Origin of the sequence: Rhodococcus shunpengi, assembly GCF_048381395.1 — a bacterium.
Classification (GTDB): Bacteria; Actinomycetota; Actinomycetes; order Mycobacteriales; family Mycobacteriaceae; genus Rhodococcus.
Window position 1 is genome coordinate 593957 of sequence record NZ_JBLWIU010000012.1, and the last position, 21146, is coordinate 615102.

The following is a 21146-nucleotide window of genomic DNA, read 5'->3' on the forward strand; positions in this document are numbered from 1 at the left end:
CCGAACAGGAGTGATGTCATGCGCGTACGGCGGATCGTCGATCTGACCCACGTCGTCTCCCCGGACATCCAGGTCTATCCCGGGGATCCCGCACCGACGTTCACTGCGCACGCCACCGTCGAGACCGACGGTTTCGATCTGATGCGCATCGACATGGGTTCGCAGACCGGCACCCACGTCGACGCGCCGCGACACGTGCGCAGCGGTGGCACCGCGATCGATGCGGTGCCACCGGAGAACTTCGTCGGACGCGGAGTGGTGCTCGACGTGCGCGCCCGCGTCGATACCGGCTCGCTCGTCACCGCCGACATGTGGGGTGAGCCCGCGATCGGCTCCGGCGACATCGCGCTCGTCCTCACCGGTTGGTCGCAGTATTTCGGCACCGAACGCTATTTCGAGCACCCGGCCCTGAGCGTCGAGGCCTGCCGGTGGTTGCTCGACCGCGGCGTCCGCGCAATCGGAATCGACGCGCCGAGCGTGGATCCCACGGCCGACGAGACGCTCGCGGCGCACCACGTGCTCGCCGACGCGGGCGCGATCATCTGCGAGAACCTGCGTAACCTCGAAGCGGTCGACTTCCCGGATCCGCTCGTCTCGCTGTTGCCGATCCCGTTCGCCGGTATCGACGGCGCACCGGTGCGGGCCGTCGCCATGCAGATCGAGAACTGAACGGCGGCAACGGGTCCGGTCAGTCGAGGATGTCGCGCACCTCGACGTCCTCGCGTCCGCCGACGACGAGTTCGCGCGCGGCGGCCATGTGCTTCTGCCAGTGCGTGAAGGCGCCTTCGCCGTCGCGGGCGCGCAGCAGCCGGATGAGCTTGCGCTGCGAGCGGACGAACACCTTGTAGTGGTCCTCGTACTTCTCCGCGTCGCGCTGCATGCTCTCGCGCGTGACGTTCATGGTGTGCCGCTCGTAGATCTCGTGCAGCATGCCCGCGATGAGCGACAGTGACGAGTTGCCGGCGAGCTGGACCATCCGCAGATGGAACATCGCCGCGGCCTGGCCGAAGGTGCCGTCGGCGAAGGACGACGGAATCGTCTCGTCCACCAGACGTTCGAGTTCGTCGAAGGCCTCTTCGCTGCCGTTCTCCGCGAGCAGTCGCGCAGCGGCGGGCTCGACGGCCTCACGTGCGACGTAGACATCCGCGACGGTCGCGCCGGCGAGTTCGAGCAGCAGGGACGCCGGTCGCGCTACCACCTCGGGGCCCGGCACGCAGATCCGTGCGCCTGAGCGCGAACCGCGTCGCACCTCGACGAGCCGTTCGGCCTCGAGGACGCGAACCGCCTCGCGCAACGTCGGCCGGCTCACCGAGAAGTGCTCCATGAGCGAGGCCTCGTGGGGCAGGTGGTCGCCGTCCTTCAGCTCACCGTCGACGATCATGCGGCGGAGCTTCCGGGCGACGAGTTCTGCGGTCTTGGGGGTGCGAATGGCCCGGCCACCGCCCGCGCGAGTGTCGAATCCGACTCCCGAACGCGCGTCGAATCCGGTCGCCAACACTTCGTCGGTCACGGGAACGGCCTCCTGCTCCGAGATCACTTCGACTACTTGGTGAAAGTTCCGGCCTCATCGTACTCACAGGTAACCGGTCGCCGTGGGTCGAGGCGGCGAGTCCACGACTATTGCTGATGCTCACATAGTGAACTATGTTACCTACGTATCGCCCGGCGGGCCTCGGACAGGAGCATCCATGCTGAACACGCGGTTCACAGCGGAATTCGGAATCGAACACCCGATCGTCCAGGGCGGCATGATGTGGGTCGGCCGCGCCGAACTCGCCGCGGCCGTCTCCGAAGGCGGCGGGCTCGGGATCATCACCGCACTGACCCAGCCCACCCCGGAAGACCTGGTCACGGAGATCGAGCGGTGCCGCGCACTGACCGACAAGCCGTTCGGTGTCAACCTCACCCTCACGTTGTCGATCAATCAGCCTCCCTACGCCGAGTACCGGCAGGCGATCATCGACTCCGGCGTGACGATCGTCGAGACCGCGGGCTCCGATCCGACCAAGCATGTCGAGCATCTGAAAGAGCACGGCATCAAGATCATTCACAAGTGCACGAGCGTGCGGCACGCCCTCAAAGCCCAGCGAATCGGCGCTGATGCTGTGAGTATCGACGGTTTCGAGGCGGCCGGTCATCCTGGCGAGGACGACGTCCCCGGGCTCGTCCTGATCCCCGCCTGCGCCGACGCCCTCGACATCCCGTTCATCGCGTCGGGTGGGTTCGCCGACGGTCGCGGACTCGCCGCCGCTCTCACCCTCGGTGCCGACGGCATCAACATGGGCACCCGCTTCATGTGCACGCAGGAGAGTCCCATCCACGAACGCATCAAGCAGCAGATCGTCGACGCGAGCGAACTCGACACCCAGCTCATTTTCCGGCAACTGCGCAACACCATGCGGACCGCGCGGAACTCGGTGAGCGAGGAGGTCGTGGACATTCTCGGCAAGGGCGGGCGGTTCAAGGACGTCAAGGACCTCGTCGCCGGATCGCGGGGACGCACCGTCTACGAGGACGGAGACCCGGAGGCCGGCATCTGGACGGTGGGGCAGTCGCAGGGTCTCATCCGCGACATCCCGCCGGCCGGTGAGCTCGTGCAGCGGATCGCCGCCGAGGCCGAGGCGAAGCTGCGCTCCCTGACCGCAGACATCGTCGTCGACTCCGTTCCCGTCCCCTGAGGAGAAACCGATGACACGACAGGCCGAGACCGCCGAGGACGTGCGGGAGGACGACGCGCCGGTGCTCGTCGAACGCGACGGTGCCGTCACGATCCTCACCCTCAACCGTCCCGACCGCCGCAACGCGATCAACCGCGCCATGCGGAAGGCGCTGAAGAAGGAACTGTGGCGCGCCGACGCTGACGACGAGGTGAACGTCGTCGTCCTCACGGGTGCGGGCACGTCCTTCAGTGCGGGTGTGGATCTGCCCGAGGCGTTGTCGGGTCCGCCTCCCGCCGCCGAAGGGCCCACTCCGACACACGTGCTCCGTGGCATCTCGAAACCGGTCATCGCGGCGGTCGGCGGCCCCTGCTACACGGGCGGTTACGAACTCGCCGTGAACTGTTCGTTCATCATCGCCTCCGAACGCGCCGAGTTCGCCGACACCCACGCGCAGATCGGTCTGCTCAACGGCTGGGGCGGTAGTGCCGTCTTGCCGCGGATGATCGGTCTACCCGCCGCGATCCAGTTCATCCTGTCCGGGGAGCCGATCGACGGCGCGACCGCCGCGCGCATCGGCCTCGCGAACGAGGTTGTTCCGCACGACGAACTCCTGGACCGCAGCGTGGCCGTCGCGCAACGGATCGCCGGGGGGCATCCCGGTGCGATCCGGCGGATGCTCCGGTTGCTCAAGGAGGGTGCGGGCACGTCGCTCGCGCACGCCCTCGCCCTCGAATCCGAAGCGGCGACCACCTACCGCGCGGACGGCGCGGACATCGGTGCCCGATACGCGAAGCGCCGCGCGCAGTCCGACTGAGCAACAGCCGGATTCCGACAACCGACTGAGCCGCAGTCGGGTTCCGACACCTACAGCACCATCACCCGGGAGGTGACGTGGAGGAAGGCAAGCCCACGGTGACGCTCGAGTCCGACGCTCGTAGCGACTGGCGTCCCCGACTGTCCGCTCTGCTCGACGACTTCCGGCGGCGCTCCCGTCCTGAGACGTCCCGCGCACGGTTCGAGGCCGCGATCGCGTGGCAGTCCGAACTCGTCGACCATTCCCTGGCGGCGCCGGGCTGGCCCGAAGAGGTCGGCGGTATGGCACTCTCGCTCGAGGATCAACTCGACTACTACCGCGCGATCACCGATGCCGGTGCGCCCAAGCATCCGTGCCCGCTGTCGTTCATCGTCGCGCCCACGATTATCGTCCACGGCACCGCCGAACAGAAGAAACGTTTCCTCGAGCCGCTGCTGCGCGCGGAAGAGTTCTGGTGCCAAGGATTCTCCGAACCCGGCGCCGGCAGCGACCTCGCGTCGCTGTCCACGCGTGCCGTCCGCGACGGCGACGTCTACCGGGTGACGGGCAGCAAGATCTGGACGACGATGGCCGACCACGCCGACTGGATCTTCACGCTCGTGCGCACCGGTCCGTCCGGACGGAGCACGTCGGGCATCACCTACCTGCTCATTCCGATGAACTCGCCCGGCATCGAGGTGCGACCCCTGCGCGACGCCGCGGGTGGGCACCACTTCGCCCAGGTCTTCTTCGACAACGTCGAGGTGCCGGTCGACAACCGGGTGGGGGAGGAGGGGCAGGGCTGGTCGATCATGCGGACCTCGCTCGGACACGAGCGCGCCACCGCCTTCCTCGCCGACGAGTTCCGCTACCGCTCGACCGTCGACAAGGTCTTCCGCCTCGCCGTCGGCCACGGTTATGCACACGATCCGCTGATCCGGCAGGAACTCGCCACCGTCGAGACCGGGGTGCGTCAGATCGCCGCGAACAGCGCACGCGCGCTGGATGCTGTTCTCGCAGGACGCGATCCGGGTGGGGTGGCGTCGGTCAACCGGTTGGTGAAGGCCGAGTTCGAGCAGCACATGCACCGGCTCGCGCTGCGATTGACCGGCTCGGCCGCCGTTCTCGGCACCCGTTCGGAAGGTGTGGTGGAGAAGGGGCGCTGGACGTACGGATATCTCATGTCCCGCGCCGCGACCATCGGTGCCGGAACCTCCGAGATCCAACGCAATACGATCGCAGAGAACGTTCTCGGTCTGCCTTCGCACCGGGGGGAGGGCACCCGCGCACCGGCCGTGGTGCCGGGGCGCCCCCTCACGCCCCCACCGGAGGACGAGGCGAATCTACGGGAGGCTCTGCGCGACATCCTGTCCGCCCGCGTCGATACCGTCTCGCTGCTCGAGGGCGTCGACTCCGCAGGCGAACACGACGCCGGATTGTGGTCCACGCTCGTGGAATTCGGTCTTCCGGGTTTGTCGTCGCCCGAGCATCTCGGTGGTGACGGCAGGTCGCTGCGGATGCTCTGCGCGGCGGTCGAGGAGGTGGCCTTCCATCTCGGACCGGTCGCCCTCGTCCCCACCGCGATCGCATTGGAGGTCCTCGTCGCGGCCGGCGCCGAGGAGGACGCGCGACGGATCATCGGTGGTTCACCTGCAGCGTTCGTCGTGCCCGTCGGAGATCGTGGGTGGGACACCGCCGATCTCCCCGTCCTCCGGGACGGCAGGCTGACCGGCCGCGTGGAACGGGTCGCGGGTGCACCCGTCGCCGAGGTACTCGTCGTCCTCGCGACGGACGATGCGACGGGCGAACACGTCCTGCTCACCCTCGACCGGGCCGATGCATCCGTCACCGTGCAGACGTCGCTCGATCCGACCGGGACCGTGGGGATCGTCTCCTTCGAGGACGCCGCGGCGACCGTGCTCGTATCGGGGGTGGACGCCGATGCCGCACTCGAATCGTCCTTCCGTGTCGCGGAACTGCTGGTCGCTGCTGATGCGGTGGGTGTCGCGAACCGGGCTCTGGCGATGGCGGTGGACTGGGCGGGCCAACGTGAACAGTTCGGCCGTCCCATCGGTTCGTATCAGGCGATCTCGCATCGCTGCGCCGACATGCTCGTCGCAGCCGAGGGCGCGCGGGGACTGGTGCTGGCGGCCGCCGACCGTTCACCGCAGGAACCCGAGGAGGCCGCGGCGGTGCACCTGGCGACCGCGGCGGCGCTGCGGTCCGCTGTATCCAACGCCGAGGGCTGCATCCAGATCCACGGCGGAATCGGCTTCACGTGGGAACATCCCGCCCACTTGCTGCTCCGTCGCGCGGTCGCCGACGAGGCGCGTATCGCCCGCCCGGAGGTGCTGCGGGACCGCGCGGTGGGAGAGGTGCTGGCGCGGTCGAGCCGAGCGGGCGGATCGACGGGGTGACGGACGAAGCAGCGGACCCGGTGCAGGATGCCGGGTCCGCTGCTTTCGGCGATCTAGTTGGCGATGTGCTCGCGAGGTAGGCCCAGCAACCGCTCGGCGATGACGTTGCGGTTGATCTCCGACGTGCCGCCGGCAATCGTCATCGCACGGCCCAGCAGGTAGTAGTGGGTCCACACCGGTTCATCCCCGAGGAACGCTGCGGGACCGGCGATGTGCATCGCGAGTTCGCCCACGTGCTGGGTGTGTTCGGCGATGAGCATCTTCGTCACGCTGCCCTCCGGACCGAAATCGCCACCGGCGACGGCCCGCACGACCTGCCTCAGATTGAGGACCGCGAAAGCCTGTTCGCGGGCGATCAGTGACGCGATCCGGCGCGTGACCGAGACGTCGCCGGGCGCGTGCTTCGCGGCGAGGTCGAGCAGCGCGAACGCCGAATAGGTCTCGTCGGTCTTGCCACCGCCGATCGAGACGCGTTCGTTCCCGAGCGTCGCGCGGGCCACGGTCCAGCCGTTGTCGACGGCACCCACCACGTCCTCGTCCGGGACGAAGACGTCCTCGAAGAACACCTCGTTGAAGGCGGAGTCGCCGCTGATCTCGCGCAGCGGGCGGACGGTCACGCCAGGCGCGGTGAGGTCGATGACCATCGTGGTGATGCCCTTGTGCTTCGGCACGTCGCGGTTGGTGCGGATGGTCGCGAGACCACGCGTCGAATTCTGCGCGTTCGACGTCCACACCTTCTGGCCGGTGACGCGCCACCCGCCGTCGACCTTCATCCCGCGCGTCGACACGGCAGCCGCGTCGGAACCGGCACCGGGCTCGGAGAACAACTGGCACCAGACCTGCTCACCGAGCAGACCGGGACGGATCCACCGTTCGATCTGCTCCGGCGTGCCGTGCTGGGTGAGGGTGAGCAGGATCCACGCGCCGATACCGAGACCGTGCGGTTCGACGTCGGTGAACTCCTCGTCGATCACGAGCTGCTCCACCGGGGAGGCCCCACGGCCGAACGGCGGCGGCCAGTGCGGCATGAGGTAGCCGGAGTCGACGAGCAGTGCACGTCGCTCGGATTCGGCGGTCGCGGTGTACTTCGCGACGAAGTCGCGGGCGGCGACGCGGTGGTCCTCAGCCTCGGGAGGAAGGTCGACGGCATAGTGACGGCGCAGCCCGGAGGTTCCCGATTCGGCGAGCGAGTCGAGCGCGGCGGTCGGTTCGCCGAACAGGACCCGCAGGGCGTGGGCACGGCGCAGGAACAGATGGCAGTCGTGCTCCCACGTGAAACCGATACCGCCGTGGATCTGGATACTCTTCTGGGCATTGGCGATGTACGAGTCGAACGCGATGACCCGTGCGACGTCGAGTGCGAGTCGCGCCTGCTCACCGTCGGCCCCGGCGCGTGCTGCGTCCCAGGCCACGCCGGTCGCGAGTTCGCTCGTTGCGAGCATGTCGGCGAGATGGTGCTTGATCGCCTGGAACGAACCGATCGGGCGGCCGAACTGTTCGCGCACCTTCGCGTAGGCCAGGGCGGCCTCGAGGGTCGCGCGGGCGCCGCCGGATGCTTCCGCTGCGGCCAGTGTGCGGGCGACGTGGTTCGCGTGGGGACCGGCGCCCGGGACGACGGCCAGGACGGGTGTCTCGCGGAGGGCGACCTTCGCAGTCTTGGAGGTGGGGTCGAGGTCGCCGGTGGGCGTCACCGACACCGAGGCGTGGCCGGGATCGACGAGAACGAGGTCGTCACCTGCAACGAGGGCGAGGAGCGTGGCGCCCGCACCACCCACGACGAGGTCGACGTCACCGCTGATCGTGTCGCCGCTCGTCAGGGATCCGGACAGGCCGAGACCGGGGAGCACCGAGCCGTCCGCGAACTTCGGGAGCCAGGTGGAGCGCAGTTCGTCGTTGCCCTTCGCGGCGAGCGCGGCGGAGACGGCGACACTCGCGAGGTAGGGGACGGGGACGACGAGCCGCCCGAGTTCCTCGGCCACCACCGCCACCTCGGGCAGGCCGGCGTCCGATCCTCCGAATTCACCGGGAAGGTGCAGGCCGAGCCATCCGAGGTCGGCGAGTTGCTTCCACAGCTTTCCGGTATCGGCGGTCGGGTCGTCGGTGACCTGCCGGGCGAGGCTGCCGGCGTCGTGGCCGCCGAGGAACGATCGGACGGCCTCTGCAACGGCGCGGTGATCGTCGGTCAGGGGAAGGGGCATGGGAGGTCTCCTCGGCCGTGCACGGGTCGGTTCACTTGTAGCACTATCTAAACTATGTGACGCACGCTACTTTGGGAAGTCACAGCGCAGTACCGCTCGATCGGAGGAATCGTGAAACTCGAAGTAGGTCGATCCTGGGCCAGCACCGTCGACGGCACCGCGGTGGTCGTCGTCCGAGCGCCCGGCGACGAGGTCGCACTCACCTGCGGAGGCGCCGAGATGGTGCCGGGAAAGAAGGGAACCGGCGACGGCGCGGCCATCGACGACGCGCATCACGGCCCCACCGCGCTGGGGAAGCGGTACACCGACGCCGAGGGCACGGTGGAACTGCTGTGCACCACACCCGGCACCGGCGCTCTCGCCGTCGACGGCGTTTCGCTGTCGTTGAAGACGGCGAAACCGCTTCCGGCTTCCGACTGACCCGAGACTCGACCACCGAATCAGAACTGCACCAGGGGCTTCCATGAACCTCACGATGTTGCTCGATATGGCCGCGGACGGGCTCGAGGACCGCATCGTGGTGGGGCGCCGCGGCGGCGGCATCTCCGCCCGGCGCCTGCGCGATCTGTCCGTCGCCGGAGCCACCCTGATCCGCGAGGCGGGCGCCGATGCCCTCGTCTACCGCGCGGTCAACGGCCCCGCCTTCCCTGTGGCCCTGTTCGCTGCGGCGCGCGCGGGCGTCCCGCTCGTACCGATCAACTACCGGCTCGGCGCGGAGCAGGGTGCGGCGTTGCTGTCCCACCATCCCGACGCCCTGGTGATCGCGGACGACGCCGGCGACGCACCGGGTGTGCTCTCTCCCGCGACCTGGCTCGACCGGCTCGGACGGTCGGAGGTCGTGGAAGCCGACGATCCGGACCCGGACGCACCCGCCGTGGTGATCTACACCTCCGGCACCACGTCGGCGCCGAAAGGCGTTCTGCTGCATCACCACAACCTCGTGTCGTATGTGCTCGGATCCGTCGAGTTCGCGTCGGCCGAGGGCACCGATGCCGCGCTGGTGAGCGTTCCGCCCTATCACATTGCCGCGGTGGCGAACGTCCTCACGAATCTCTACGCAGGTCGCCGGACGGTGGTGCTCGAGCAGTTCACCGCCGCCGAATGGCTCGACACCGTTCGTGGGGAGGGCATCACCAATGCTCTCGTCGTCCCCACGATGCTCGCGCGCATCCTCGATTCCGGTGCCGACACCTCGGTGCCGACGTTGCGCTCCCTGGCCAGTGGTGGTGCGCCGATGCCCCGCCGAGTGGTCGAACGAGCCCTCGAGACCTGGCCGCAGGTCGACTTCGTCAACGCCTACGGACTCACCGAGACCAGCTCGACGATCACCGTCCTCGGCCCCGACGACCACCGGGCGGCGATGACCGGCACCGACGAGCGGATCCGTGCCCGGCTCGGATCGGTGGGCCGGCCGGTCCCCGGCATCGACCTCGAGATCCGCGACGCCGACGACCGCGTCGTCGAAGCCGGTGTGCCCGGACGCATCTGGGTTCGCGGAGAACAGGTCTCGGCCGAATACGCGGGAATCGGCAAACTCGTCGACGACCGCGGATTCTTCGACACCCGCGACACCGGATTCGTCGACGAGGACGGCTATCTGTTCATCGGTGGGCGCAGCGACGACACCATCATCCGCGGTGCCGAGAACATCGCCCCGGCCGAGATCGAGGACGTGATCCTGCGTCATCCCGCCGTCACCGACACCGCGGTCGTGGGGGTACCCGACGACGAATGGGGACAACGCATCGAGGCCGTGGTGGTGTTGCGCCCCGACGAGTCGGTCGATGCGGAGGAGCTACGCGCGTTCGTGCGCGAGACGCTGCGCGGGTCGAAGACGCCCGACCGCATCGTCTATTGGGACGAGCTGCCGCGCACGGAGACGGGAAAGCTGGTGCGCCGGCATGTCGTCGAACGTCTGGCCGGCGACGGAGTACCCGGCCGGGAATGAGGTTCGCCAGGTCTTTACATGTATAACTAGGTTGACCTACTGTGGGTGACACGGGCCGCTCGCGTCGAGCGTCGTCCCCTATACGGAGGTAGTCGATGACCACGTCGGAGAAGACCGAGAAGCCTTCGGAGATCTACACCTTCCGCGATGAAGACATTGCACGGGCGAGAGATCTCGTCGGCGTCTACCACGCCATGACGCAGCGAGAGCAGTACACACGCGCCTCACCCGACATCATGCGGAACTTCGCGCGTAGCTACGGCGACGACAATCCGCTGTTCACCGACGAGGAATACGGTGCCGCGACCCGGTGGGGAGGCCAGATCGCGCCCCCGATGGTCAACATCGCCGTCCGCAAGGAACTGCTGGCAGATCCCGTGCCCCGAGAGCAGCGCCGACCCTCCTTCCGAGGGATCCACGTGTTCGTCTCCGGCACCACGACCCACTGGTACCGGCCGGTCCTCGACGGCGACACCCTGTACGGCTTCCACGGCACCGAGAAGGTCGAGGAGAAGCAATCCGAGTTCGCCGGGCGTTCGCTCATCATCACCGGCCTCCAGGTGCAGTTCAACCAGCGCGCCGAGGTGGTCCAGACCCAGCGGGTCATCACCATCCACACCGAGCGCCACGAGTCGAAGAAGCGCAAGAAGTACGACTCGATCGAACCGGCCTCCTACACCCCCGACGACATCGCGAGGATCGACGAGATCTACGCGCAGGAGCAGGTGCGCGGCACGAACACCCGTTACTGGGAGGACGTCGAGGCCGGGGAGAGTCTCGGCACGATGGCCAAGGGGCCGTTGACCACCACCGACATGGTCGTCTTCCACTCCGGCGGATACGGTTTCGCCCCGTACACCCCGTGCGCGAGCCGCCTCGCCTACAAGAACCGCCAACGCATCGCGCCGTTCTACATCCCGAACGAGCAGGGCGTGCCCGACGTCGCGCAGCGGATCCACTGGGACAGCAGCTACGCCCGCTCCATCGGCCTGCCGGCCGCCTACGACTACGGCATGATGCGCGACTGCTGGCTGAGCCACTATCTCACCGACTGGATGGGCGACGACGCCTGGCTCGAATCGATGTCGAGTCAGATGCGCAAGTTCAACTACCTCGGCGACACCCACACCTTCACCGGTGAGGTCGTCGGCAAGCGCACCGAGGGCGGGCGTCACCTCGTCGACGTCGAACTGCGCGGCACCAGCCAGCGCGGTGAGGTCACCTGTCCCGCCACCGCCACGATCGCGCTCCCGTCGCGTGGCGGCGTTGCGGTCGAGCTGCCCGACGCTCCCGCCGAGTTCGAACAACTCGCGGCGCGGATGCTCGAACGCGACGCCGAGCTGCGCAGCGAGCGGCGGGCAGGAAACGGGGCGGCGTCGTGAAAGGCCACCCGTCCCTGCCGGCAGCGGGGCAGGATGAGGCGACGCGCACCGAGCGGCTCGAGGAGGACCTGTGGATCTGACCGGTACGACCACGGTGATCGCCGAGCTGAAGGACCACGTCCTGACCATCACGCTCGATCGCCCCGACAAGCTCAACTCCTTCACCGACACGATGCGCGCCGAGTTCCGGGAGTTGTGGCACTACGCCTCCGAGACCGACGACGTGCACGTCGTCGTCCTCCGGGCCAACGGCGAGCGCGCGTTCAGCACCGGCGTCGATGTCCACGAGGGGACCTTCCTGTCCGACAACGTCTTCAGCCGTCGCGATCCCGGTGTCGACCTGTCGCCCAAACAGAACAACTGTTGGAAACCGCTCGTGTGCGCGGTCCACGGCATGGTCGCCGGCGGCGCGCTCTACTGGCTCAACGAGGCCGACATCATCGTCGCGAGCGAGGACGCCCAGTTCTTCGATCCGCACGTCTCCTACGGCATGGTCGCCGCACTCGAACCGATCGGCCTCGCACACCGCATCCCCATCGGTGAGGTGCTGCGCATGGTGCTGCTCGGTCTCGACGAACGCATGTCCGCGAAGAGGGCCTACGAGATCGGCTTCGTCAGCGAGATCGTCGCCCGGGACGCGCTGTGGGATCGCGCGCAGCAGCTCGCCGAACGGATCGCCGCCAAACCGCCGGCCGCGATCCAGGGCAGCATTCGCGCGATCTGGGAGTCCAAGGACCGCACACGATCACACGCTCTCGCCGCCGGGATGATGTACACCGATCTCGGCAATCCCATCGGCCTGGCTCAGGTCGATCGGTCCCAGGTCCCCACGCGCGATTACGAGGTGCGCTGACATGGACTACGGACTGACACCCGAACTCGAGCAGTTCCGCAAAGAGGTACGCGAGTTCGTCGAGACCCACAAACCCGACGTGCCGGTGAAGGCGGGTGTGCGCAGCGCCGACGACGCCGACGAACTCGCGGTGCTGAAGGAATGGACCCGCACACTCTTCGAAGCCGGGTACATCGGTGCCGACTGGCCGGAGCGCTACGGCGGTGCCGGGGCAGCACACTCACCGGAGAAGGACGTCGTCGTCGGGGAGGAGCTGGCACGCGGCCGGGCTCCGGCTGCGGTGCAAGGAGCCGGACTGCTGGTCGCACATGCGCTGATCGACTTCGGCACGGAGGAACAGCGCGAGAAGTATCTGCCTGGTATCCGATCGGGCGAACTCGTCTTCTGCCAGCTGTTCAGCGAGCCGGGTTCCGGCAGCGACCTCGCGTCCCTGCGCACGAAGGCAGTGCCGGCCGACGGCGGGTTCACCGTCACCGGCCAGAAGGTGTGGACGACCAACGGACACTGGGCCGACTACGGTTACCTCCTGGCCCGGACGAATCCCGACGCACCGAAACACCGTGGTATCAGCGCGTTCCTGCTCGACATGCGGTCGCCGGGCGTCGACGTGCGGCCGCTGCGGGAGATGACCGGAACCTCGGATTTCAACGAGATCTTCCTCGACGACGTTCCCGTCGGGTCCGACGCGCTCATCGGCGACCTCGACAACGGCTGGCTGATCGCGAATTCGAGTCTCGCCCACGAACGCAGCGCCGTGGCGTCGGCAGCAGTGCGCCTGCAGCAGGACGTCGACGCGTTGAAGGAACTCGCACGCAGGACCATCCGGTACGGACGTCCCGCGATCGAGGACGGTGCGGTGCAGGAACGGATCGGCGAACTCCAGGCGTCCGTCGAAGCATTGTCGGCACTGGTGTACGCGAACATCGGCCGCTGGTCGCGGGGCACCGAACGCCCCCACGACGCCGCCATGGCCAAGCTGATGTTCAGCGAGATCGGCGTCGAGACCGCACGATTCGCTTTGGAACTCGCAGGTGAGGACGGCATCCTCGTCGAGGGCGACCCGCAGGTCGTCGACGGGGGCCGGTGGCAGGACGAATTCCTGTACGCCCGCGCGTACACCATCGCCGGCGGCACCTCGGAGATCATGCGCAACATGATCGCCGAGAGAGGGCTCGGTCTTCCGCGCTGAGGCGCGCTCCCGGCCGGATCGCCGGTCGGCACTACGAACACCTTCGGGTCGACCGAAGAGGAGGCTCCGCGATGACGGGCATCAGAGAGGCGTTGACCCTGCTGTGGTCGACCCCCGACAGTGCGAACATGGTGCAGGAGGACAAGACCTGGCACACGTGGGCGCAGGTGCGTGACACGGCCGAGCGAATCGACGCGGAGCTCGAACGACTCGGGTGCGGGCCACGCAGCCGGATCGGTGTCGTGCTGATCAACCGCACCGAATCGATCGCGTCCCTGATCGCGATCCTGCGACACGACCGGGTGCTGCTCACCCTCAACCCGGCCCAGCCGTCGCGGCGGATCGTCGAGGACGCGGTCGGGGCCCACCCGGATGTGATCCTCGCACCGCGCGAGTACTGGGCCGACGAGGAGTTCGCCGCACCCATCGCCGCAGCGGGCATCGTCGGTGTCGCCGTGGACGGTTCGGACGTCTCACGCGTGTTCGGCGACGCTCCCGTCCCGCCCCGCCCGGACGAGCAGGACCCGGTCGCCGTCGAGATGTTCACCTCCGGTACCACCGGCCCGCCGAAGCGGGTTCCACTGACCTGGCGCCAACTCGAGGCCGCCCTCGAGGCCGTGCACGGGCACACCGGCAAGGGGAGAGGCGATCACGAACCCTTCACCGGCCCCGTGGCGTTGATCTCCTTGTCGATGGTGCACATCGGCGGATTGTGGGGCGTGATCCAGTCGCTGTCGGAAGCACGCCCGATCGTGCTGATGCCCCGTTTCACCGTCGAGGGCTGGGTCGACGCGGTCTACGAGCACCGGATGATCGTCGCGGGTCTCCCGCCGGCGGCCATGCGGTCGGTGCTCAACGCCGACGTGCCGAAGGAGAAGCTCGCGACCCTCCGGGCCATCACCGCAGGCACCACCTTCGTCAGCCCGGAACTGGCCGACGAGTTCACCGACCGGTACGGCATTCCCATCATGATCATGTACGGGGCAACGGAATTCGGTGGTGCCGTAGCGGGGTGGACGAAGCCCCTCATCAAGCAGTGGTGGGAACACAAACGTGGCAGCGTCGGCCGGCCCTTCCCGGGGGTGCGGATGCGCACGGTCGACGAGAACGGCGCGGTGCTGCCCGAGGGGAGCACCGGTCGCCTCGAGGTGAGTTCACCGCAGACCGGCACGGGTGTCGGCGACTGGGTGCGCACCAGCGATCTCGCGCATCTCGACGAGGATGGTTTCCTCTACATCGACGGCCGGGCCGACGACGCGATCGTCCGTGGTGGTTTCAAAATCCAGCCCGAAACCGTCTGCAACGCACTGCGGACCCACCCGTCGATTCTCGATGCGTCGGTCTTCGGCCGTCCCGACGAGCGGCTCGGACACGTACCGGTCGCCGTGATCGAAACCGTCGAGGGTGCAGAGGATGTCGACGTCGGCGAACTGAAGACCTTCCTGCGCACCCGGTTGACGGCCTACGAGATCCCGGTGGAGATCCACAGGGTCGATGCCCTGCCCCGCAGTGTGTCGCTCAAGGTCGACCGTCGTCGGCTGCTGGAGATGGTGGACGAGATCGAATCGTCCCGCGCCCGATAGCGCACAGGAAAGGGGGCGGGATCCGGATGGATCCCGCCCCCTTTCTTTCGGTGTCTCAGGCGACGGCGAGTCGACGGCGGTGGTACGACACCGAACCGTCGAGCAGTTCATCGACCTTGATGCGGCGGAGCAGCAGGTGCACGTCGTGTTCCCACGTGAAACCGATCCCGCCGTGGACCTGCAGAGCCGTCTGGGCGGTGGTGGACGCTCCGGAGCATGCGAACGCGACCGCGGCGGACACCGCCCGGGCGCGTGCTACGGGATCGTCCCCGTCGAGTGCGACGGCGGCGGCCCAGAGTGTCGCGCGGGAGGCCTCGGTCGTCGTCGCCATGTTCGCGCAGTGGTGCTTCACCGCCTGGAAGCTGCCGATCACCGTGCCGAACTGTGTTCTGCTACCGACGTAGTCGATGCTCAGGTCGACGAGACGCGCAGCGGCACCGAGAGCGTCGACCGCTCGGAAGGTCGCAAGACGGTCGTGGGTGAAGGCCGCGATGCCGGTCGGCAGGGAGAACCACGAATCCTGCGGAAGCGTGACGTCGAGGTCGGCGACGGCCCACGAGCGTGTGAGGTCGAGCGCGTCGAGCGGTCGCACGGTGAGCGTCTCCACGGGCACGACCGCCGCGATCTCCGCGCCGGTGTCGGTGACCGCGACCAGCAGGAGGTCGTGCGCATCGATCAGGCCGGTGATCGGTGCCGTCGTACCGCTCAGAACCAGGGCGTCCCCGTCGAATCGTGCCTGCAGGCCGGACTTCTCGGGTGACGACAGGGCGGGCAGCACGACGCGCTCACCGCTCTCCGCCGCTGCGGCCGCGGGATGACCGATCGTCTCGAGAAGACTGGCCGCGACTGCCAGTTCAGCGACGGGAAGCGCGCCGCCGGCCCGTCCGTGTTCCTCGACGAGCACGGCCAGATCGACGTGGGTGCCGCCTGTCTCGGTGGTGAGCAGCCCGATCGAGCCCGAGTGCGCGAGGTGGCGGAGTCCGTCGGTAGGGAGGTGCGCGGGTCCGTCGTCGATGCCCGGTCTGCGCGCGGCGATCGGGTCGTTCTTGGTGAGCCACGCGCGCTCGCTCTCGCCGAGGGCCACCTGTTCGTCGCTCAACGCGAAGTCCATGACGCTCCTTCGATGTGGTCGTCAACGTAGTTAACCATGTGTGCCGAAGTTTGTGGACCCCTCGGAACTGCTCGCGATATCGGAAGAGTTTTCGACGAAGCCTGGCCGACACATCGTTATACAGGTAATACTTGTCGCCGACGTCCACGAGGGAGTGACCGATGACGATGCCGTCGATGAACCCGACCGATCTCGCCGCCGCCTTCGGCGACAAGCCCGCGATCGTCATGGTCGAGGACGGTGCAACACTCACCTACCGCGAACTCGAATCCGCGTCCAACCGCATCGCCCACCTGTTCCGGCAGCACGGCCTGCGGGCCGGCGACCACATCGCGATCCTCATGGAGAACTGCCTCGACGTCTTCCCCGTGGTGTGGGCGGCGCAGCGCACCGGCCTGCTCTACACGCCCGTCAACTGGCACCTGTCCGACGACGAGGCCGCCTACGTGGTCGAGAACTGCGGTGCGCGTGTGCTCGTGCACTCGGAACGTCTCGACCGCCTCGGAGCGGTCGTCGCCGGCGGCAACCCCGTCCTCGGGGCGCGGTTCACCACCGGTGACAGCTCGCCTAGCGGCGCCGAGATCCTCGCCGACGTTGTTTCGGCCCTGCCCGATACACCCGTCGACGACGAACTCGAGGGGTACTACATGCTGTACTCGTCGGGCACCACGGGACGTCCGAAGGGAATCCTGCCCGCGCTCACCGGCGCCCCGTTCGGCACGGGCCTGGCCATCGACTCGACGATGCGCGACGCCTTCGGATTCGGTCCGCACTCCGTCTACCTCAGCCCCGGACCGCTCTACCACGCGGCACCGCTCGGCTGGACGATGGGAACCGTCCGCAACGGGGGCACGGCGCTGGTGATGGAGACCTCCGACGCCGAACGCACACTCGACGCCATCGAGCGGTACGGCGTCACCCATGCCCAGTTCGTCCCGACGATGTTCGTGCGGTTGCTCAAGCTCCCCGAACCGACCCGCACGCGCTACGACGTGTCGAGCCTGCGTGTCGTGGTCCACGCGGCGGCGCCGTGCCCGGTCGAGGTCAAGGAACGCATGATCGAGTGGTTCGGGCCGAAGATCCTCGAGTTCTATGCGGGCAGCGAAGGCAACGGATTCTTCATGATCACGACACCGGAATGGCTCGAGCACCGCGGTTCCGTCGGCCGTCCGACCCTGGGTCAGGTGCACATCTGCGACGAGTCCGGCCGCGAACTCGGGCCCGGCGAGATCGGCCAGGTGTGGATCGGCGACGGCCTGGACTTCGAGTACCACGGTGATCCGGCGAAGACCGCCGCCGCCTACAACGACAAGGGCTGGACGACCCTCGGCGATCTGGGGCACGTCGACGAGGACGGTTACCTGTACCTCTCGGCGCGGCGCACCGATCTGATCCTGTCCGGCGGCGTCAACATCTACCCCGTCGAGGCCGAGGACGTGCTGACGATGCACCCCGCCGTCCTCGACGTCGCCGTCGTCGGCCTGCCCGACGAGGAGATGGGCCAACGCGTCCACGCCGTCGTCACACCCGTGGACGGCGTGCGGGCGGACGACGCCCTCGCGGCCGAACTCGTCGAGTACACCCGCGAACGCCTCGCGCACTTCAAGGTGCCGCGCACGATCGAGTTCGGCGAGGTTCCGCGACTGCCCAGCGGCAAGATCCTGCGCCGGGCCCTGCTCGCCCGCTACGACGAGGTGTCGCCGGCGCCCTGACGATTCAGGACAGCTGGGTCACCACGATCCGTGTGACGCCGTAGAAGGCGGTACCCGCTGTGACGATCGCGAACAGCGCGATCCACACCGCGGCCGGGAGCCGGGTGAGCCAGCGCAACTGGTCGGCATCCGAACCCCGGCCGCGACCGCGCGAATGGGTGCGGGCGAGTTCGAGGACCGGGCGGGTCGCGCCGAGGAGCAGCACCCAGGTGATCAGGTATGCCGCGGTGTACCGAACCACCGGATCACCGAGATAGGCGGCCGCGCCGACGAGCGCTCCCGCGATCACCACGGAGACGAAGCCGTACAGATTGCGGATCAGCAGCAACAGGACGGCGAGGGCGGCGAGGATCGACCACAGGACCGCGGCGGGCCGGTCCAGCGTCAACAGCGTCGCCGCGGCGAAACCGAGCACGGCCGGGCCGGTGTATCCCGCGAAGGTCGTCGCGACCATGCCGGGACCGCGCGGATTGCCGGACGACACCATCACCCCCGAGGTGTCGCTGTGCAGGCGGATACCCGACAGTTTGCGGCCCACGAGCGCTGCGACCAGCGCGTGCGACCCCTCGTGCGCCTGCGTGATGACATGGCGGGTCTTCAACCACAGCGGACGGACGGTCACGAGCACGAGCGCGACGATCGCCGTCCCGACGACGACCATCGTCGGTGCGGGCTCGTCGACGGTCGACACGGCCTGCCACGCGGAGGACACGACCTCCGTGAACGAGGTGGACACAGATCACCTTCCTTCGGGCCGGACACGGGTGGCTCCGAGTCCGGCAGGGCCGGGCGTAGAGACCACTGCCCCGGCGATAGCCTGATGAGCATGCCCGACCGTCGCTCCCTCGAGATCCGCGCGGGTATCGCGGACTCCTGGGCCGTCGGTCTCGGACTGATCCCGCTGGGGCTCGCGTTCGGGGTGGTGCTCACCCAGGGCGGGTTCGACTGGTGGTGGGCACCGATCTTCTCCACCGTCATCTACGCGGGGTCGATGGAGTTCCTCGCGATCGGTCTCATCGCGGCGGTCACCCCGCTCGCGTCGGTCGCGGCGGCGACGTTGCTCGTGAACTTCCGGCACGTCTTCTACGGCCTGTCGTTCCCCCTGCACCGCATCCGCAGCAGGCTCGGGCGTCTCTACGGCGTGTACGCGCTCACCGACGAGTCGTACGCGATCGTCGCGCCCAAGGCACGTGAGCAGCTGACGGGAACCCGCATCCTCACGGTCCAGGTGCTGTGCCAACTGATGTGGGTGGTGTCGGGCACGGTCGGCGCGCTGATCGGCGCGGTGCTCCCGGAGGGACTCGCCGGGCTCGAGTTCGCGCTCACGGCGCTGTTCGCGGTCCTCGCCATCGATGCCTTCCGCGCCAACCGCGACGTGCCGGCACCGGTGATCGCGCTGGTCTGCGGTCTCGTCGCGTTGCTGGTCGCGAAGGAGCAGATGCTCGTCGTCGGCCTCGGGCTGTTCGTGGTGTGCCTGTTCGTGCGGTTCGTCTACCGGAACAAGGTGGCCCGTGCCTGAGTCGGTGCCCGGCGCCGCGTACGTCCTCGGCGCCCTGGCGGTGATGTTCGTCGTGACGGTCGCGCTGCGCGCGGCGCCGTTCCTCGCGTTGTCGGCACTGAAGAACTCCGCCTTCGTCGACTTCCTCGGCCGCACGATGCCCGCGGGGGTCATGGTCATCCTCGTGATGTACACGCTGCGCGATGTGGGGCAGTCGACCTGGCTCCCGGCGACCGCCGGTCTCGCGGGCACGATCGCCGTGCACCTGTGGCGACGGAACGCCGCGCTGAGCACCGTCGTCGGGACGGGCCTCTACCTGTTCGCGTCGGCGTTCTGGACCTGAGCGGTCTCGGCACTCTCGCCGGATTCCAGGACGGCCTCCTGTGCATCCACCGGGCGGGCCTCCATAGGAGCCTCGGCCCCGGGGCGGCGGCTGCGCGCGGCGATCATCGCGGCGACGAAGACCGCGATCGCGGCCAGGCACTGCGAGGTGCCGAGCACTTCGAGGAGCAACTGCTCGACCCAACCGCCGGAGGACGCCTCACGCAGCAGGTGGTTGGGTCCGATGAGGAAGACGACGGTCGCGGGCACCAGCACGGGCCACCAGCGGCGGTAGGCCGGCGCGACCAGCAGCGGCACGAGGAACAGCGCGTACACCCAATGGTGGGTGACGGCGATCGGAGCGGCGAGCAGCGACGCCAGGCCCACCAGGGCCACCGCGACCACGGGTTCGTCGGCACGCAGGAAGCGGTACGCGGCCCACGCGGTACCGGCCACGACGACCAGGGCACCGGCCAGCCACAGCGCCTTGGCGGTGCCGTCGGAGAAGTCGAAACGGGCGATGAGACCGGTGAGCGCCTGGTTGCGGAAGAACGACGGGTCGCCGGCGCGGTCGGTCGCGAAGAACTCCGTGGTCCAGAAGTAGACGGTCGAATCGGGGCGCAGCCAGTAGCCGAACGCGACGGTCGCGGCGAAGGCGCCCAGCGCACGGAATGCCGACGGCCAGTCGCGGCGCAGCAGGAAGATCAGGCCGAAGGCGGCCGGGGTCACCTTGATGGCGGCGGCCAGCGCGATGCCGACACCGCGGAAGCGCTTCGGGATCACGCCGAGCAGATCGGCGACCACCAGTGCCATGAGCACGATGTTGATCTGGCCGAACGTGAAGTTGGAGCGGAACGGCTCGAGCCACAGCACCGGTCCGAGCGACGCGGCCGCGATCAGACTCGGCTGCGACATGTCGAGTCGCTGATAGACGACCTTCAGCACCCACCACACGAGAGCGATGAGCCCGATCGTCCACAACACCTGCAGGGCGGTGCTGCCCACCAACGCCATCGGGGCGAAGAGGAACGCCGCGAAGGGTGGGTAGATGAACCGGAAACCGGAATGACTGAAGAACCCCTCGGTGTACAGCGGGGTGTGGTGCAGGAAGGCCCAGCCGGCGTCGCGGAAGACGTCGAGATCCATGAGGTACTCGTTCACCGCGTCGCGCAGGTATCCGGCGACTGCCAGGGCCGAGACCGTCAGCCCGATGGCGATCAACAAGGATCGAACAGGTCGGGTACGGACTTCGGTCAACAGCACGGGCGGTACCTCCCGATCGGAAACAGGTGCGTCGCCACGTTACACAATCGTTGTCTTCGGGATCAGGCGACGAGAATATCGTCTCCCCAACCGTTTTGACGGAGATTTCCGTTTCGTGCACTTGTGGAGTGAGGCGGATCACGTTGCGCAAATGTCTCGATCCGGTGGATGTGAGGAAACTATTCGGCTTTCTAGCAGTAACGCTAGAAAGCCGAATA

Annotated in this window: 18 protein-coding genes; 13 read left to right on the forward strand and 5 right to left on the reverse strand. The window is 68.1% G+C overall.

Translation table 11 applies throughout. The features are described 5' to 3' along the window. Window positions 1–18 precede the first annotated feature (18 nt). Window positions 19–669, forward strand: a complete 651-nt coding sequence (locus ACNJ7K_RS08025) for a cyclase family protein (RefSeq protein ID WP_487041453.1) — start codon at window positions 19–21, stop codon at window positions 667–669. A 19-nt stretch (window positions 670–688) separates the two neighbouring features. On the opposite strand, the gene ACNJ7K_RS08030 is transcribed toward ACNJ7K_RS08025, so the two are convergent. Then, window positions 689–1510 (reverse strand): FadR/GntR family transcriptional regulator, encoded by an 822-nt coding sequence (locus ACNJ7K_RS08030; RefSeq protein ID WP_100226116.1) that lies wholly within the window; start codon window positions 1508–1510, stop codon window positions 689–691. Window positions 1511–1688: 178 nt separating this feature from the next. On the opposite strand from ACNJ7K_RS08030, the gene ACNJ7K_RS08035 reads away from it, so the two are divergent. The 3 genes from ACNJ7K_RS08035 to ACNJ7K_RS08045 all read left to right on the forward strand — a co-directional run bounded on the left by ACNJ7K_RS08035 (window position 1689) and on the right by ACNJ7K_RS08045 (window position 5870). Further along, window positions 1689–2678: an NAD(P)H-dependent flavin oxidoreductase gene (locus ACNJ7K_RS08035; protein ID WP_016692607.1), complete on the forward strand. Its 990-nt coding sequence runs from the start codon at window positions 1689–1691 to the stop codon at window positions 2676–2678. 10 nt (window positions 2679–2688) lie between these two features. After that, on the forward strand, window positions 2689–3474 hold the full coding sequence (locus ACNJ7K_RS08040) for an enoyl-CoA hydratase-related protein (RefSeq protein WP_487041454.1): 786 nt from the start codon (window positions 2689–2691) through the stop codon (window positions 3472–3474). A 77-nt stretch (window positions 3475–3551) separates the two neighbouring features. After that, on the forward strand, window positions 3552–5870 hold the full coding sequence (locus tag ACNJ7K_RS08045; protein WP_487041455.1) for an acyl-CoA dehydrogenase family protein: 2319 nt from the start codon (window positions 3552–3554) through the stop codon (window positions 5868–5870). 53 nt (window positions 5871–5923) lie between these two features. Here ACNJ7K_RS08045 and ACNJ7K_RS08050 read toward each other — a convergent pair whose 3' ends face one another. Beyond that, the gene (locus ACNJ7K_RS08050) at window positions 5924–8068 is read right to left on the reverse strand and encodes an acyl-CoA dehydrogenase family protein (RefSeq protein WP_159417252.1); all 2145 of its coding nucleotides are present in this window, start codon (window positions 8066–8068) and stop codon (window positions 5924–5926) included. A gap of 111 nt (window positions 8069–8179) precedes the next feature. Between ACNJ7K_RS08050 and ACNJ7K_RS08055 the strand changes: the two genes are divergently transcribed. The 6 genes from ACNJ7K_RS08055 to ACNJ7K_RS08080 all read left to right on the forward strand — a co-directional run bounded on the left by ACNJ7K_RS08055 (window position 8180) and on the right by ACNJ7K_RS08080 (window position 15023). Beyond that, window positions 8180–8488: a hypothetical protein gene (locus ACNJ7K_RS08055; RefSeq protein ID WP_120280762.1), complete on the forward strand. Its 309-nt coding sequence runs from the start codon at window positions 8180–8182 to the stop codon at window positions 8486–8488. A gap of 43 nt (window positions 8489–8531) precedes the next feature. Continuing rightward, complete coding sequence (locus ACNJ7K_RS08060) at window positions 8532–10016, forward strand: class I adenylate-forming enzyme family protein (RefSeq protein ID WP_487041456.1); 1485 nt, start codon at window positions 8532–8534, stop codon at window positions 10014–10016. Between the two features lie 95 nt (window positions 10017–10111). Next, entirely contained in the window at window positions 10112–11398 is a 1287-nt protein-coding gene (locus tag ACNJ7K_RS08065) for an FAS1-like dehydratase domain-containing protein (protein WP_487041457.1), read from the forward strand. 70 nt (window positions 11399–11468) lie between these two features. Continuing rightward, window positions 11469–12251, forward strand: a complete 783-nt coding sequence (locus tag ACNJ7K_RS08070; RefSeq protein WP_085469976.1) for an enoyl-CoA hydratase/isomerase family protein — start codon at window positions 11469–11471, stop codon at window positions 12249–12251. A gap of 1 nt (window position 12252) precedes the next feature. Continuing rightward, a complete protein-coding gene (locus tag ACNJ7K_RS08075) occupies window positions 12253–13440 on the forward strand; it encodes an acyl-CoA dehydrogenase family protein (RefSeq protein ID WP_016695641.1) in 1188 nt (395 codons plus the stop codon). Window positions 13441–13511: 71 nt separating this feature from the next. After that, window positions 13512–15023 carry a class I adenylate-forming enzyme family protein gene (locus tag ACNJ7K_RS08080; RefSeq protein WP_487041458.1) on the forward strand — a complete coding sequence of 504 codons (1512 nt, stop codon included), beginning with the start codon at window positions 13512–13514 and terminating at the stop codon, window positions 15021–15023. Window positions 15024–15078: 55 nt separating this feature from the next. On the opposite strand, the gene ACNJ7K_RS08085 is transcribed toward ACNJ7K_RS08080, so the two are convergent. Further along, a complete protein-coding gene (locus tag ACNJ7K_RS08085) occupies window positions 15079–16134 on the reverse strand; it encodes an acyl-CoA dehydrogenase family protein (RefSeq protein ID WP_487041459.1) in 1056 nt (351 codons plus the stop codon). A gap of 161 nt (window positions 16135–16295) precedes the next feature. On the opposite strand from ACNJ7K_RS08085, the gene ACNJ7K_RS08090 reads away from it, so the two are divergent. Then, window positions 16296–17846, forward strand: coding sequence for an acyl-CoA synthetase (locus tag ACNJ7K_RS08090; protein ID WP_487041460.1), 1551 nt, complete (start codon window positions 16296–16298; stop codon window positions 17844–17846). 4 nt (window positions 17847–17850) lie between these two features. On the opposite strand, the gene ACNJ7K_RS08095 is transcribed toward ACNJ7K_RS08090, so the two are convergent. Further along, entirely contained in the window at window positions 17851–18582 is a 732-nt protein-coding gene (locus tag ACNJ7K_RS08095) for a M50 family metallopeptidase (protein ID WP_016691737.1), read from the reverse strand. 84 nt (window positions 18583–18666) lie between these two features. Here ACNJ7K_RS08095 and ACNJ7K_RS08100 point away from each other — a divergent pair, with 84 nt between their 5' ends. Further along, entirely contained in the window at window positions 18667–19365 is a 699-nt protein-coding gene (locus ACNJ7K_RS08100) for an AzlC family ABC transporter permease (protein ID WP_016691738.1), read from the forward strand. Further along, the gene (locus ACNJ7K_RS08105; protein WP_016691739.1) at window positions 19358–19687 is read left to right on the forward strand and encodes a branched-chain amino acid transporter permease; all 330 of its coding nucleotides are present in this window, start codon (window positions 19358–19360) and stop codon (window positions 19685–19687) included. The genes ACNJ7K_RS08100 and ACNJ7K_RS08105 overlap by 8 nt, the downstream gene beginning before the upstream one ends. On the opposite strand, the gene ACNJ7K_RS08110 is transcribed toward ACNJ7K_RS08105, so the two are convergent. Further along, complete coding sequence (locus tag ACNJ7K_RS08110) at window positions 19657–20928, reverse strand: glycosyltransferase 87 family protein (RefSeq protein ID WP_225623670.1); 1272 nt, start codon at window positions 20926–20928, stop codon at window positions 19657–19659. The two genes, ACNJ7K_RS08105 and ACNJ7K_RS08110, sit on opposite strands and share 31 nt — an antisense overlap. Window positions 20929–21146: the final 218 nt, after the last annotated feature.

What these genes read in the sequence shown, in the direction of transcription:
- ACNJ7K_RS08085 (WP_487041459.1), bottom strand. Translation starts at nt 16,134, where the DNA reads ATGGACTTCGCGTTGAGCGACGAACAGGTGGCCCTCGGCGAGAGCGAG.
- ACNJ7K_RS08100 (WP_016691738.1), top strand. Translation starts at nt 18,667, where the DNA reads ATGAGCATGCCCGACCGTCGCTCCCTCGAGATCCGCGCGGGTATCGCG.
- ACNJ7K_RS08040 (WP_487041454.1), top strand. Translation starts at nt 2,689, where the DNA reads ATGACACGACAGGCCGAGACCGCCGAGGACGTGCGGGAGGACGACGCG.
- ACNJ7K_RS08060 (WP_487041456.1), top strand. Translation starts at nt 8,532, where the DNA reads ATGAACCTCACGATGTTGCTCGATATGGCCGCGGACGGGCTCGAGGAC.
- ACNJ7K_RS08025 (WP_487041453.1), top strand. Translation starts at nt 19, where the DNA reads ATGCGCGTACGGCGGATCGTCGATCTGACCCACGTCGTCTCCCCGGAC.
- ACNJ7K_RS08075 (WP_016695641.1), top strand. Translation starts at nt 12,253, where the DNA reads ATGGACTACGGACTGACACCCGAACTCGAGCAGTTCCGCAAAGAGGTA.
- ACNJ7K_RS08065 (WP_487041457.1), top strand. Translation starts at nt 10,112, where the DNA reads ATGACCACGTCGGAGAAGACCGAGAAGCCTTCGGAGATCTACACCTTC.
- ACNJ7K_RS08090 (WP_487041460.1), top strand. Translation starts at nt 16,296, where the DNA reads ATGACGATGCCGTCGATGAACCCGACCGATCTCGCCGCCGCCTTCGGC.
- ACNJ7K_RS08035 (WP_016692607.1), top strand. Translation starts at nt 1,689, where the DNA reads ATGCTGAACACGCGGTTCACAGCGGAATTCGGAATCGAACACCCGATC.
- ACNJ7K_RS08080 (WP_487041458.1), top strand. Translation starts at nt 13,512, where the DNA reads ATGACGGGCATCAGAGAGGCGTTGACCCTGCTGTGGTCGACCCCCGAC.
- ACNJ7K_RS08050 (WP_159417252.1), bottom strand. Translation starts at nt 8,068, where the DNA reads ATGCCCCTTCCCCTGACCGACGATCACCGCGCCGTTGCAGAGGCCGTC.